Annotated in this window: 18 protein-coding genes and 1 pseudogene; 2 read left to right on the top strand and 17 right to left on the bottom strand. The window is 39.9% G+C overall.

Going from position 1 to position 14,003, the window contains the following annotated elements:
* Positions 1-384: 384 nt before the first annotated feature.
* A complete protein-coding gene (locus tag V7K25_RS26375) occupies positions 385-855 on the top strand; it encodes a hydrogenase maturation protease (protein WP_335162095.1) in 471 nt (156 codons plus the stop codon).
* A 52-nt stretch (positions 856-907) separates the two neighbouring features.
* On the opposite strand, the gene V7K25_RS26370 is transcribed toward V7K25_RS26375, so the two are convergent.
* The 5 genes from V7K25_RS26370 to V7K25_RS26350 form a co-directional block, all read right to left on the bottom strand.
* On the bottom strand, positions 908-1,282 hold the full coding sequence (locus V7K25_RS26370; protein ID WP_335162093.1) for a hypothetical protein: 375 nt from the start codon (positions 1,280-1,282) through the stop codon (positions 908-910).
* Between the two features lie 18 nt (positions 1,283-1,300).
* Complete coding sequence (locus V7K25_RS26365) at positions 1,301-2,587, bottom strand: SagB/ThcOx family dehydrogenase (RefSeq protein WP_335162091.1); 1,287 nt, start codon at positions 2,585-2,587, stop codon at positions 1,301-1,303.
* Positions 2,550-3,038: an ankyrin repeat domain-containing protein gene (locus V7K25_RS26360; protein WP_335162089.1), complete on the bottom strand. Its 489-nt coding sequence runs from the start codon at positions 3,036-3,038 to the stop codon at positions 2,550-2,552. The genes V7K25_RS26365 and V7K25_RS26360 overlap by 38 nt, the downstream gene beginning before the upstream one ends.
* Before the next feature lie 607 nt (positions 3,039-3,645).
* Complete coding sequence (locus tag V7K25_RS26355) at positions 3,646-4,779, bottom strand: homocitrate synthase (RefSeq protein ID WP_335162087.1); 1,134 nt, start codon at positions 4,777-4,779, stop codon at positions 3,646-3,648.
* Positions 4,780-4,815: 36 nt separating this feature from the next.
* Positions 4,816-5,007 carry a hypothetical protein gene (locus V7K25_RS26350; protein WP_335162085.1) on the bottom strand — a complete coding sequence of 64 codons (192 nt, stop codon included), beginning with the start codon at positions 5,005-5,007 and terminating at the stop codon, positions 4,816-4,818.
* Positions 5,008-5,525: 518 nt separating this feature from the next.
* On the opposite strand from V7K25_RS26350, the gene V7K25_RS26345 reads away from it, so the two are divergent.
* Positions 5,526-5,735, top strand: a complete 210-nt coding sequence (locus V7K25_RS26345) for a TOBE domain-containing protein (RefSeq protein WP_109012242.1) — start codon at positions 5,526-5,528, stop codon at positions 5,733-5,735.
* Positions 5,736-5,961: 226 nt separating this feature from the next.
* On the opposite strand, the pseudogene V7K25_RS26340 reads toward V7K25_RS26345, so the two are convergent.
* The 12 genes and pseudogenes from V7K25_RS26340 to V7K25_RS26285 all read right to left on the bottom strand — a co-directional run.
* Positions 5,962-6,159, bottom strand: a pseudogene (locus tag V7K25_RS26340) (FeoA domain-containing protein); the annotation flags it as partial.
* A gap of 158 nt (positions 6,160-6,317) precedes the next feature.
* The gene (locus tag V7K25_RS26335) at positions 6,318-6,617 is read right to left on the bottom strand and encodes a 2Fe-2S iron-sulfur cluster-binding protein (RefSeq protein ID WP_100900536.1); all 300 of its coding nucleotides are present in this window, start codon (positions 6,615-6,617) and stop codon (positions 6,318-6,320) included.
* Positions 6,618-6,852: 235 nt separating this feature from the next.
* A complete protein-coding gene (locus V7K25_RS26330) occupies positions 6,853-7,224 on the bottom strand; it encodes a HesB/IscA family protein (RefSeq protein WP_094327427.1) in 372 nt (123 codons plus the stop codon).
* 146 nt (positions 7,225-7,370) lie between these two features.
* Positions 7,371-8,180: a HesA/MoeB/ThiF family protein gene (locus tag V7K25_RS26325; RefSeq protein ID WP_335162082.1), complete on the bottom strand. Its 810-nt coding sequence runs from the start codon at positions 8,178-8,180 to the stop codon at positions 7,371-7,373.
* A 10-nt stretch (positions 8,181-8,190) separates the two neighbouring features.
* Positions 8,191-8,508, bottom strand: coding sequence for a nitrogenase-stabilizing/protective protein NifW (nifW, locus tag V7K25_RS26320; protein ID WP_335162080.1), 318 nt, complete (start codon positions 8,506-8,508; stop codon positions 8,191-8,193).
* Positions 8,509-8,592: 84 nt separating this feature from the next.
* Entirely contained in the window at positions 8,593-8,808 is a 216-nt protein-coding gene (locus V7K25_RS26315) for a CCE_0567 family metalloprotein (RefSeq protein WP_335162078.1), read from the bottom strand.
* 121 nt (positions 8,809-8,929) lie between these two features.
* Positions 8,930-9,406 (bottom strand): NifX-associated nitrogen fixation protein, encoded by a 477-nt coding sequence (locus tag V7K25_RS26310; protein WP_335162076.1) that lies wholly within the window; start codon positions 9,404-9,406, stop codon positions 8,930-8,932.
* Positions 9,403-9,816: a nitrogen fixation protein NifX gene (nifX, locus tag V7K25_RS26305; RefSeq protein WP_292819426.1), complete on the bottom strand. Its 414-nt coding sequence runs from the start codon at positions 9,814-9,816 to the stop codon at positions 9,403-9,405. Before nifX ends, V7K25_RS26310 begins: the two co-directional genes overlap by 4 nt.
* Before the next feature lie 186 nt (positions 9,817-10,002).
* Positions 10,003-11,340, bottom strand: a complete 1,338-nt coding sequence (gene nifN, locus V7K25_RS26300) for a nitrogenase iron-molybdenum cofactor biosynthesis protein NifN (RefSeq protein ID WP_335162074.1) — start codon at positions 11,338-11,340, stop codon at positions 10,003-10,005.
* A gap of 160 nt (positions 11,341-11,500) precedes the next feature.
* Positions 11,501-12,880 carry a nitrogenase iron-molybdenum cofactor biosynthesis protein NifE gene (gene nifE, locus V7K25_RS26295; protein ID WP_335162072.1) on the bottom strand — a complete coding sequence of 460 codons (1,380 nt, stop codon included), beginning with the start codon at positions 12,878-12,880 and terminating at the stop codon, positions 11,501-11,503.
* A gap of 155 nt (positions 12,881-13,035) precedes the next feature.
* Positions 13,036-13,383: a Mo-dependent nitrogenase C-terminal domain-containing protein gene (locus V7K25_RS26290; RefSeq protein WP_335162070.1), complete on the bottom strand. Its 348-nt coding sequence runs from the start codon at positions 13,381-13,383 to the stop codon at positions 13,036-13,038.
* Between the two features lie 159 nt (positions 13,384-13,542).
* A partial coding sequence (locus V7K25_RS26285; RefSeq protein ID WP_335162068.1) for a nitrogenase component 1 occupies positions 13,543-14,003 on the bottom strand: 461 nt, incomplete at its 5' end.

Genomic DNA, 14,003 nt, shown 5'->3' with positions numbered 1-14,003 from the left:
TATTTTATCGTATTGACTAGCTAGTTTTTGATGCAAGCAGAGTGCATCTTATAAGCTAGCCACAGCAAAGCTTTGATAGTTTTCGGAGATGTCTTGGGAGAGCATTAATTACCTCAATTAATCTCTGCCTATCTGTAGTCAAAGTATCCATATAATTGACAAAAGGAAGAATTACCTTAACTTATTGTACTTTATGCGATCGCTCTAGTGGCAGCTGAAGACATTCGCCTAGTATCTATTTGAGCAACTGTATTATTTTAATGGTTGTAAATTTCGAGAGTGAGGTTATAGTTGAATGGATAAACTAAATCACTACAGAAATATTATTAAAAATATTCTCATAGAATATGACCTGCAACTGCTTAAACAATTAAATCTTATCCCATGCTAACTATTATCGGTTGTGGCAATCTAAATCGCAGTGATGATGCAGTAGGGGTAATCATTGCCCAACGCTTACAAAAATATCTAGCTGAAAACCCTGATCCTAAAGTGCGAGTATATGACTGTGGCACCGCAGGGATGGAAGTAATGTTTCAAGCTAGAGGTAGTAAAGAATTAATAATTATTGATGCAAGTTCAACAGGTTCTGAACCGGGTGCTGTGTTTAAAGTTCCAGGAAAAGAACTGGAAGCTTTGCCAGAACCTAGTTATAACTTGCACGATTTTCGTTGGGATAATGCTTTAGCCGCCGGGCGGAAAATCTTTCAAAATGACTTTCCTGATGAGGTGACAGTTTATTTAATTGAAGCGGCAAATCTTGGTTTTGGACTAGAATTAAGTCCTGCTATCAAACATTCTGCTGATGTGGTTTTTGAAGAGGTAGCTGCACTTATCAGCCAAAATAATGAGTAGAAATTTTAAACTCCCAACTCCTGTACAGACGCGATTAATCGCGTCTCTCTTATTAAGCCCAATCTCGATAAACAGACAGTTCATCTACCCTCATTTCAAAAGGTACGCCTTGACTCTCTGGCGGACAAACACGGATTTTAGCACTGCTGACAATTCCATATAGTAATGTCCCCATTGGCACGATTTTTTGCAAAATACGCCAATTAGTAACTTGATCGGGACACTCAATAACCAATGTTAAAGCATTGGCATGGGTTGTAACATACCACCGACAAGTAGATAGAAGATTTTGAATTGTGCGATCGCAAGCGTCATAAAAGTATCTGCTAATAGAATACTCTAGTTGCTGACGCAGTATAATATCCGCAGATGTCGGTTGAATCGGATGTGAGTCATCACCATTAAAGTAATACATCTTGCTAGCCATCTTTCTTTAGCTTCCTGCTTATATTCCAATCACCATTCCATAAAGTACATCTTTATTTGTTTCTAATAATTCTTGGGTTTCGTCATCATAATAAGCACCAATACCACTACATTGAATTCCCAAATAATTACTAGTTAAATAAAGCCTCTGTCCAAGAAAACCAGCTATTTGCATAGCAGTTTGATAGTTTAAATAATCTGACACAAAAAATAAAGTTACAGCGCCATCTTTAGCAATAGCTTGATTAATACATAAGTAACCTGTCTTTTCACTAAAGTTACCCGCTTTAACCAGATACGTACCTTTATATAACCCAGGTGTCATTCCTTCTACACGATGCACCACTGAGTAAATTTCTATCTCCTCATAGTTTTCTGTCGGTATTGACTGCTGAAGTTGTTGCACTACATATAAATAATCTTCTTGAGAAATAGACTCTTTCCGGAAACGTCTAATAGAACGTCTAGTCCAAACTGTTTGATAAAATTTATCCCGCTCAAAATCAAATTGAGGATACTCTAATTTCTGCTGACGACTCTTTTTCAGAGTAGTTGCTTGATAAGCATCTTCAATAAATTGATTAGATTCAAAATAATCAGTACCAGACACAAAAGGAACTTTCAGCCTTAAGTGTCTGATTTTCTTGTCTTGTATTTCTCCTGACACCGCACAACCAGTAATAAACTCCTTATTCTCAAAACCCAAATCTGAATTGAGCGCAAGTTTATCAAAGTCAAAAACTAGTTGTATATCTTTTTCATGGAGAAAAGCTGAAGCTGCGATCGCACCTAAATGGTGTCCGCTATCTAAGAAGCAATATCTTATGCTTCTATTTTGATATTTCCAGCTAGACCTATAATAAACACAACTAATTAAAAAGATGAATCCGTTGATACATTTACCCGGTATAATATAACTCTCTAACCCATCATCAATTAATTCATAGATGAGAGTTAGACAATTATTCTCAACTTCTAGATGGTATATACCATCTACCATTCCCTCAATCTGGCGAACCTGTACGTAAACTTCCGTAGGATACAGAGCGCCTGCTGATGGATTCACCCGCAGTTTATAAGGGCCATCTTTATATACTTTTTCTAGTGTTATCGCACTGGTTAATGAGATAAAAGAATGAACAGGATTATTGAGATTTAATTTCACTCTCCGATAAAACCTGGGATAAACTTTAAATGAAGATGGCTGTGTTGAAGCATCTACATAATTTGGATCGAGTTGTACCGATAAGTAAGAATGCTTAGTAGCGTCATGATAAGTTTTGCCCGATATCTGGCTTTGTGGCATTTTTAAGTATCCTTAAGACTTCTACATTGCTAGCAAAATCTATTGCTTTATAATCATCTAAGTTTTTTAAATATAAATTAGGCTGATGTTGTAAAAGTAACTTGACTACTTCTGTCTTTCCGGCTGATGCTGCATACATTAAAACAGTTGCACCATTATCATTTTGGTTATCTATGTTAATGTTGTTCGCAAGTAGTAAATTAATTAAATCGTAGTGATTACCAAAACAAGCAAACCACAAAGCATTGTTGCGATCGCTATTTCGAGCATTGATATCCGCACCTGCATCAATAAGTTCTTTAACAACTGGATGTATTCCCTCTCTTGTAGCTTTCATCAAAGCTGTATCACCATTTTCACCTGTCTGATTTAAATCGCCAGGATTATAGCCTTTTGCTATTAGCCATTGGATTGTAGCTTCACTCAGATTCTGACTATTGGTTCGATTCATAAGTATCCCTTAGTTAGCTTTATTGGTGCTAGTTTACTAGTATGAATTTGCTTGGTAAACAGAATGGTGAGCAATGCCCACTATTCTTGAAAAAATGTTATCTAAATTCTTTGAATTTACATATATGCTATCAATTATATAAGTTTAATTTATGAATCATTTATAAAGATTGTCAGATAGTCTTCTTAAAAAAAAAGCTTGAGAAATAAAGGAAAAGCAGTAATTATTACAGTTTCCTCTCATAATATAGATTAATAGTAGATATGTTATATAGGACTCATATTTGATTTCTGAAATACATGTAGGGTGCTTTATGCCAAAGGCTAACGCACCATTTAACGATTTAGGTGCGTTAGCCTTTGGCATAACACACCCTACAGATACTTAGATTTTTTCAGAAATCAAATCGGATTCCTATAAATGAAATAACTACAAAGTAAGTAAGCTTAAATTCTCAACTTCTTCAATAAGTCGGGCATCTGAGCCGCAAGAGTGTATATTTTTAAATTTACTTGCAATATACATCTCCAGAAATTAGTTATACGTTACCTGAAACTCTTGTAGAGACGTTGCAATGCAACGTCTTTACAAGAGTTTTCGGAGATATCTAATGATAAGAATATAAAATATTGTCTACATCTTCAATGGTAAGACTTTGTTTATCAGCTAAAGTTTTTAACCTATTGGTAATATCTTTAAGCTGGTATAAATTAAAGGAAAGCCCTAATTCATTAGCTCGGTGACTAACCGCCTGTTTTCCAGCCAATTTATGATTGATTAAAATTGAGCGCGTTACACCAAAACTTCGGGGATTAATAGCTTCATAAGTCTCAGAGTTATTGAGCATAGCCTTAGTATGAATGCCAGCTTTATGACTAAAAGCGCTCTCACCAAAAATACAGTGATTAAAAGGAATAGAAATTCCAACTTTTCTAGCAACTAATTCATGCAAGTAACCAAGCTCATCCAAGCGATATTTAGATTTAATCTGCTCTGGATTTGTAGCATATAACCTAGCAATAAATCCAGCTAGTGAGGTAATACCATTGCGTTCACCAATACCAAGCACACAAGTGTCGATATGAGTTGCCCCCGCTTCTAGTGCTGTATAACTGTTAGCATTTGCACATTCTGTATCATTATGACCGTGAAATTCAATATCTAAATTGGTGAACTGGCGCAAAGTTTTCACTAATTCAAATACTTGCATTGGGGTACTAATTCCTACTGTATCGGCAATTCCTATACGTTTGACGAATCCTAATTTTTCAATTGCCGAGTAAATTATGATTAAATCTTCTCTAGGAGTACGTGACGAATCCTCAGCAGAAAACCGTAACTCAATATCGGGAGCTTGCTGATGAATAAAAGTTAAAACTTCAGATGCTAAATCAATAATTTGATTAATATTTTTACCATGACTGAACTGACGCATCAAAGAAGAACTGCCTATAGTTAAATTAATCCCAGCTACGCCTGTACCTAAAGCTACTTTGGCATCTTCTAAGTGACAGCGAATGTGAGTTAATATTTTGGATGGCAAGCCTAACCTAGCCAATCGTTCACAGTCTCGTCTAGATTGAGGTGAAGCAATTGGTGACGTTAACTCTATATATTCCACTCCAAACACAGCAAGCGCTTCAGCGATTTCGACTTTATCATCTGAAGAAAAATTGGCTTTGACGAATTGTTCACCTTCACGGAGAGTGCTTTCTACAATTGCAAATTCAGATAGCGACATTGACCGATCCTTTGTGCTAATTATTACCAGTAATGCTTACTTGCTAGTTTTTATATCAACAGATTTGCATAATCGAGAAATAATTGCTTTGGTTGATTCTTGGAGACTGGCTATAGTATCAATTATAGGAGAGCGATCGCTTGTATCTATCGCTTTTAAAATCTGTTTTGTGGGAACCGAATCATAGTTCTGACTCTCTTCCACAAATATTTTTAGTTTGTTCCGCAATTCTACACCTCTAACAACTCGTTTTTACAAGTTGTAAGATTTTTTGTTTTTCTTTAAACGGTGCTGAAGTTTTCCAATAAATTTACTTAAAGTTTACTCTAAGGGTTGATGCGATTTTTATTAGCAAGTATAAATGTAAAAATGATTATTTAGCATTCGATATATATAAAAAAAAATAAGATATTTAATTTAGGACTTACGCATGAGTTACGGAATAACGAACCGCAGAGGCACAGAGGGCACGGAGAAATCAGAGTTTGAGAGATATTTGGCGTAAGTCCTATAATTGATCAGTATATTTTTGATAATGCCTATTAATATTATTTTTTAAAATTGTTTGAGCCTGAGTCTGGTAGTACATTACCATGCTTTCTTGTAAAGATCATCAGCTAGAAGTATAGCCGTTAGGAAAATGAGAATTATTTCAGGATTATTAAGATATTTAAAAAAACAACATTTTTAATATTAAAATTTGCTAATTTACTAAAGTATAAATAGCTAAAATTGGCAAGTAAAATATGGAAATTAGCGCTCGTAATTCTCTCAAAGGTACTGTAAAAAAAGTCGTGCCTGGAACAGTTAATACTGAGATAACTTTAGAAGTGGCACCAGGAGTAGAGTTAGTGTCAATAATTACAAAATCATCGGCGGAAAAGCTAGGACTTGTAGAAGGTAAGCAGGCTTATGCCGTGATTAAATCATCAGATGTAATAGTTGCTGTTGATTAAAAAATAGGTAAGTTACTTTTTCTTGCAAGCGGCTTTGTCTGTAATACCAAATTGCATTCATATCTATAAATTTAGTCACCTCACTCCTGGAATTAATTAGGAAAGGAGTGAGGTCAATGTAATTCGTAATTCGTAGTTGCAATCAGTGCTTGCTCCGAACCCTTTTAATTATGAATTAATAATTATTTTGTCAAGATAATATTATATATATCTTAAATTAATTTAATTAATTATCAATAATATGGACATAATTAACATGGCTACTGTCTGTATCTAGTGATAAGTATCTGTTTCCTATTTTAATAATTAATGAGGAAAATTTTTGTTCTAAAGTGATACTGCTTCTAGGTGTTACTCCTATTGATATTAATTTTTTCAAGATGGTTCCATCTTTACTTTTACAGAAGGTGACGATTCCTCGCTCTCCCGTTCTTAATAATTATAATGAACAGCCAGTAATACTAAAAGTGGAAAACATTTAAATTATAAATTAGGGATTGTGAAGGGAAGAAGGAAGTATATTTTCATCCTTCATCCTTCATCTTTTATTTGATTGCCTAAGGCAGCAACCAAAATAATAGTTTAGACGAGATAGGGTTCTTGATGTGTCTTAATTGTGCAGTTAGAACGGGGATAAGTGACACAAAGTAGAGCGAATCCCTTAGAAATCTGTTCGTCATCCAGGAAGTTTTGATCTTCTTGATCAATTTCACCTTCAACAACCTTGCCAACACAACTAGAGCAAGAACCTGCTTGACAAGAAGCTGGCAATTCAATACCACTTTCTTCTGCTGCGTCTAAGATGGTGGTCTCTTCGTCAACTTCAATTGTGGTGTCGAGGTCTTCTTTTTTGTTGATTAATCTAACTTGGTAGGTAGCCATTTCCAGATTCTCCTCAAACGTTATACAGTTGGTCTAATTTACGAATTTTTTGAGCAACCTATCCTACTTTTTGCTTCCTTTCTTCTTATAGAGATAGAGATGCTACGCTTAGTCGGTTTCTCTATAGGAGTAAGGGATGCAAGGCGAACTAGAAGCTACCTCAAGGGCATTGAAACTCTGCGGAATGCATCTATAGAAAGCCTCTACAATCAGACTTGGCGCTAACGGAATGATGTTAGCTGCAAGGTACACCAGTAGGCGTACCATCGTCTGTTTTGAAGGACTTTCCACAACCGCAGGTATCAGTTGCATTGGGGTTGATGAATTTAAAACCGCTTTCCATCACTCCCTCAACGAAGTCAACGATAACTCCGTCTAATAACGGCGCACTTTTGGCATCAACGTAAACCAGCACTTTGCCTTGCTGACTTACCAAATCATCTGGTTGGGGCTTGCTGGTGATATCGATTGCATATTCATAGCCGCTGCAACCACCATCTTTTACCGAGATGCGGACACCTTTAGTTGCGCCATTAGCGTCGGGTGCGGAACCTTTGAGGAATGCCCGCAGATGGAATTCTGCTTTTTCTGATAAAATAACGGCCATTAAGTCTCCTGATTTGTAGCAATTAGTTGTTCTGATTTCAGGTGGGGTTGTCCTTTGTCCTACCCTGCGGGAAGCCGCAGAAGCGTCTATGTCAGTTGTCCTTTGTTATTCACTAATGACTAATGACCAATGACTAATGACAAAAATTAACTATTTTGTGCAATACCCGTGGCTGTGGGTTCCATCGAATTGGATTGCGCGTGTCTCCAAGGCGCACTATTACCGCATACTGGACAAGAGCGATCGCGGTGAGAACGGCGTTTAGCAAATTCCATCCGATTTAGGTCGATTGTCAGCAATTGCGACAATAGAGGCTGACTAAACCCGGTGATCAGCTTGATAGCTTCCAACGCCGTTAAACAAGCTAAGGTTCCAGAAACAGCGCCTAGAACTGAAAAGCCGCGCTGATCCCAATCAGGCTTTTCTGGAAACAGACAAGATAAACAAGGAGTCACACCAGGAATAATCGTTGTCAGGTAAGCCTCCATCCCATTCATTGCAGCTTCCACCATTGGCTTACGCCAGCGTACACAGGCTTCATTTAGTAAATTGCGCTCTGTAAAATTGTGGGCACAATCAAGAGCCATATCGGCGGATTGCACTAACGAGTCTACATTTTCCGGGGTGATGTAATCATGAACAGCTTCCACTTGGACATCAGGATTAATCGCATCCAGAGTTTCTTTAGCTTTGAATACCCTTGGCTTACCTACCCAATCATCAGTCATAAGAACCTGACGATTCATATCATCTTGCCGCAAGTCACCACCCCGGACTAGAATTAGCCGCCCAACGCCCGCTACTGCTAAGTAAAGCGCCGCCGTACCGCCTAATCCCCCCACACCTGTCACCAGAACTGTCGCTGACTTCAAGCGTTTCTGTGCTGTTTCGCCAAAATTCGGAAGCATCATTTGGCGACGATAGCGTTCTAATTCGGTAGGCGTTAGGTTAACCAATTTATACCTCCTAATCAGAAGTGATTTCTGTCAGTGTGACTACATTTTTCGGCTTGTCGTTAAACACTTTGAACAGCTTTTGTTCATAAGCTGTCGATTCGATAAATAGCTGATAAGCTTTTTGTAAAGCCAAAGAATATTGATTTAGTCTCTCTTCTTGACTCAAGTCAGGAGAATTATCATCAATTTCCTGCATGTATTGAGAAAACTTTTTCAGAATATGTAGACGATGTACATTCACAACTTCTAAGTCGTAGGACATATTAAAGAATTGGAAAAATTCTTCTGCATCTACGAGCTTCTTGAATTCATCAATCGTTCTAGTCACGTCGCTTCGCTCCGAATTCAAAAGTCAAAATTCAAAATTAACAATCCCCATAATTTTAGGGGCTTGTATCTTTTTCCTCTTAGGTCATTTAGCATTTTCCAATTGTTTTAGATGTTGCTTAAGTTCATCTAACTTGCGATAGATTTCATAAGTTGCAGCTGCAACATCCATAAGTTGGTTGTAATCTGTTGGCAGACCTTCAGCTAAATCATGCAGATCCATTTTCATTTGACCTGCTTTGCTGTTCAGCCGTCTGATTTGGCCTTGTAGTTCCTCAATGCTCGTGTCTTCTACTTGCACAATCAGCCACTCCTTTTCTACAAGTTAGGAGTTATGAGTTCTAAATTAGAAACTGTAAGTTATGAATTATAAGTTAAGAGTTAACTTAACTACTCCCTCCTAACTCCTCACTCCTAACTCCTTAAATTTTGCCAACTTCCGGAAAGCGCTTCGCCAAATCAAGACCTTTTTTGACGTAGTTTTCTCCCTCTTCTGCTAATTTCTCTAGCGAGTCAAAGCCAAAGCGTTGAGCATCTCGCAAGGTTTTTACAGCTAGCAAGAGACGACCAGAAAAAACTAGCGCCCAGCCAAATCCTTCATGGCTCAAATCAACTACAACCTGGGATATCAAACCTGTTTCTTGTTCAATCCCAGCCGCTACAGCTCGAAAAAATGCCATAATCCGGGCTTGAGTTACCGGATCAACTTCACCCTCAACAGAAATTTCCCGTTTCTTTTGTTTGGTGACAATAAAGGGTTTGAGAATCAATTCATCCGACCAAGTACGATAAACTCCATAACTGTCTTGACCACGAATTTGTTTAATTAATACCTTCAGGAAAGGTGAGTTCAAGACTTCAGTTGTAGCGGTTCCGTTAACACTGTTATTTGCGGTCATACTGTTGCTTCGTCTTCGATTTCATCAGCAAAGTTTGTGGTTTTTGGCTGTAAAGCTTTACGCAACCAAGGTGGAGGATTACCTTTGAGGGTTTTCACTAGCTTGTTTAGCACTTCACTAATTTCTTCTTCTTCCGATCGCGCCTTCACTGGGGTGACACCTTTCTTGATTAAACGAGCGGCGGCGCTACCACCAATTGCTGTTACGTAAACAATCGTACAGTCGCCTATTGCCTCAAGTTTTGGGTTAATTTTATCTTCATTCCCATCTTCTTTGAGTTCGCCTTCAAAATTGAGGGTTTCTACGAAGTGATATCCCTCATCAGTAATTTCGTAAACATCAATCATTTTTGCCCATCCGAAGTGGGCATTAATATGAACTCGGTCACTCGTCGTGAAGGCTATTTTCATTGTAATTCTCCTCTCTAAAGTTTTGAATTTTGAAGCAATCCGGTTCAGTTAGTGATACTCGGAAGATCCCCCCAACCCCCCTTAAAAAGGGGGGCTAATTTAAGGCTTTCTGAATTCCCTCCTTTTTAAGGAGGGTTAGGGAGGATCGACTTTTAACTGAACTGTTTTGAATTTTCAAGTGTGAATTCAAAACTCTGCGCTCACAGTTCCGAACTCTTGGAACTGCTTAACTCTCGCTTCTTCTGCCTCTAAAAACAGGTTGCCGATGCCAAACACAATTTCCATCGTGCCTCGATAGCCAACTTTAGTAAATTGACCATTACCTAAGCGGTCATAAATGGGCAATCCTAGACGATAAAGAGGAATCGAAAGCCGTTTAGCGATCGCACCAACATTGGAGTTACCAATCAGCAAATCAGACCCAGCGCATAAGCTCTCAAAGTCTTCTAAATCGCCGATGGTGATGCTTTTAACCGGAAGTTTTTCTAAAAGGTGCGATCGCGTGGTTGTCACCGCCGCATGAATTTGCGCTCCCATCGATTGCAAGAAATGCACGGTTGACCACAACAAATCTGGTTCCAGTGCTAAAGAAACTCGCTTTGCACCGAAGTAAAAGTGAGTGTCCAACATTGCATCTTGCAACTGACGGCGTTGGCGGCGATATTTTTCCGGTACGCTGTTACCGCTCAGAATCGCCAATGCTTGGATAAACTCATCTACTGGTTCTAATCCCGTCAGTTCGCCAAACACCTCATAAGGTGTACCAAAGCGTTCTTCCAGAATCTTGGCAGCACCACGCATACTTTCACCCAATGCCAGGGTAAAAGCAGAACTACCTATTTCTCGTAGCTGTTTTAAGGTAGTTCCACTAACAGTAACCGCACTATAACTATCCTCTAAATGTCCATCTAGAGAAGCGCCAAGGTCAGGTACAAAGATCGGCACTAATCCAAAGGATGTGACTATCTCTTTGATTTCTTGTACATCCCCAGGTGTGAAAGCAGAACCCGCCAAAATCGTGACTTGTTCAGTTCTGAGTCCACCTGCGCGAGGAATTTCCTTAACTATGCTTTCCACAGCAACAGCAAAGCCATCTTGCAACGCACCTTTAAAATCTGGGGTGGGGGCAAAAACGATCGCTAAATCATTCAATTCAGGATGGCGATCGCGGATTTCTTTCAGAAAACCTTCGATGTCATCGCCTCTAGTTTCCGTTAACCCAGTACTACATAAACCAATAATTTCCGGGTTAGCCTTTTCTACCAGAGTCAGAATTGCTTGCTCCACATTCTCTTCACCACCCAAGATAGTAGTGACTTCTGTCATCGCCGTGGTAGCTAGGGGAATTGCTTCCCGGAAATGCCGCACTAGGACAACTTTGGCAAAAGCAGTACAACCTTGAGAACCGTGGAATAAGGGCATTGTCCCTTTCAATCCCAAAAAGGCTAAGGTTGCACCCAAAGCTTGACTTTGCTTGAGGGGATTAACTGTCAGCGCTTTGTTAGAAGCGGTAACGATCGCCATTAAACTACCTCCTCATTTGCAAGCTCTTTACTCTGCGTCTCTCTTGCCTCTGCGGTTGAAAAATGATTTTTTTGAACCACAGAGGACGCAGAGTACACAGAGAGAAAAAGATGAGAATTTGGTGTTGTCACCAACGAATCTAGGAACGTTGTGATCGCCATTAAATTTCCTCCTCGTCCCAAGGAGCGGGTTTGCGTATTTGTTCCCAAATCGGGCTATACAGAGCTTCGTAAAGTTCCCGCGCCATCTCAATCATTCCCACATAACCTGCATAAGGATGGTGGCGTTCTTGGTTGATATCAAGGAAAGGAATTCGAGCTTTCAAAGCGGTGTATTGGTTACGACCACCAGCAATCAGCATATCTGCGCGAGTGTCTTTAACCACCTGTAGCAATTCCTTGGCGTTGCCCTTCTCCAACATGATGCCATCGTTGCCGAGCAACTTCTTGATTTTGGCTTTATCTTCTTCAGTACTTTTTCGAGTACTAGTAGCAACAACTTCAATGCCTAAGTCCCTAGCAGCCGAGATAATCGACCAACTCTTGACACCACCAGTATACAAGACAACCCGCTTACCTTTTAGTCGAGCGCGATAGGGAGCCAGTGCCAAATCAAGAGCAGCCGTTTCTTCTGCAATTAGCTTTTCTGTCCGCTCTTGTAAATCAGCGTCGCCTAATTTAGCAGCGATGTTTCGCAGACAGCGATTCATATCATCGATGCCGTAGAAAGACTCTTCAATGTAGGGGATGTTGTAACGCTCCTCCATCTTTCTCGCCATATTCAGCAACGCTCGTGAGCAGATCATGACGTTGAGCTTGGCGCGGTGGGCGTAGCGAATTTCATCGTAGCGAGCATCGCCCGTAATTTTAGACAAAATACGAATGCCTAATTTTTCTAGCAGTGGTGTTACTCCCCACATTTCACCGGCGATGTTGTATTCACCGATTAAGTTAATATCATAGGGCGTTGTATGTTCCGGTTCTGCTGTTCCGACAACATATTCTAATAAAGCTTCACCGCCAAAACGGTTGCCCAGATTTTTACTGCCAATGAATCCTGGGGCAATGACGGGAACAACAGGAATACCAATTTTCTCAGCCGCAGCTTTACAGACAGCATCCATATCATCGCCAATTAGGGCTGTAACACAAGTGGCGTAGACGAATACTGCTGCTGGTTGGTAACGCTCGTGAAGTTCCAGAATCGCTTTATAGAGTTTCTTTTCGCCACCGAAGATGACATCATTTTCACCCAAGTCAGTGGTAAAGCCCATTTTGTAGAGTAGAGGGCCAGACGACAGACTACCACGACTGCCCCAGGAATTACCAGCACAAGCGATCGGCCCGTGGACTAGATGCGCTGCATCTGCGATCGGCACTAAAGAAATCATTGCACCATCAAAGGCGCAGCCCCCTTGAGCCGCGCCAGGTTGTGCCTGTTGGGCGCAAGACTTGTTTTTCTTTTCAGATTGTTTGTGCTGATTATGCTCGCATCCTGTCTCAGTCAGCAGCTCGTTGATTTTGCCTTGGGTGCTTTTCATCTCTCTTCTCTTAATTGTTAATTGTCCTTTGTCATTTGTCATTTGAATTGACTATTGTACAGACGCGTAGACGCTCGAAGATCGGCTTCTCGTAGAGTATAATCGCGTCTCTACCAATGACTAATGACCAATGCCCCATGCCCCATGCCCAATAATTAACAAATGTATCTTGTGACATCCTCTCCACATACATCGGCGAGGTAAGATAGAGCACGAAAACGCAATCCTACAAATTCGTCATATAAAGGATTGAGTTTACATAGTGGTGGGATATCAATACACTTCCCAAATAATTTAATTTGTCGCTCAAAGGGACAACAACAAGGAATTGTTTGGCAAATTAGATGAGCGAAGCGATTATTTTTAACCTGAATTCCATCCACTACACGCCGCAATGGATTAAGAAGATTGTTGAACCATCCTGGTTTTTTCTGGTTAGGTGGATGGTAATTAGGATGAGGATGAGTGTGAGTATGTTCGTGAGTGTGATTGATGGTTTCCATTTAGAGATACCTTGGGTAAATGCTATCAAGAAAAAGGGGAGTTGGGGATCGGGGATTGGGCATCGGGCATTGGGTTTGGATATTTCCCTGCTCCCGACTCCCTATTCCCTACTCCCCTTCTTTACCCTTTAATTAACACGTTGTGTTTCTACGCAATTTCTAACGAATCAAGTCGTAGGAAATATCTGTCTTAGAAGGAATGTTGGTGTTGCGATCGATTTCTTCAAACAGGGTATTTACAGTCCAGTTGAGGAGGTTGATTATACCTTGATAACCAATGGTGGCGTAGCGGTGTAAGTGGTGGCGATCCATGATGGGGTAGCCGATTCTCACGAGGGGAATCTTGGTGTCGCGCCACAGGTACTTACCGTAGGTGTTACCAACCAGGAAGTCTACTGGTTCGGTGAACAACAATGAACGCATGTGCCACAGGTCTTTACCACCCCAAACAGTTGCATTCTTACCAAAGGGGCTAGAAGCAAGCAGTTCTTTCATTTCTGCTTCAAATATTTCGTTGCTGTTGTTAACCAAGATATGCACAGGTTCAGCACCCATTTCTAGCATAAAGCCAACTACGCTGTATACTAAATCTGGTTCGCCGTAGATAGCGAAGCGCTTGC

Origin of the sequence: Nostoc sp. (genome assembly GCF_036919495.1) — a bacterium.
GTDB lineage: Bacteria > Cyanobacteriota > Cyanobacteriia > Cyanobacteriales > Nostocaceae > Nostoc.
The sequence above is the reverse complement of the archived record's forward strand: the minus strand, read 5'-3'. Positions and strand labels throughout refer to the sequence as shown.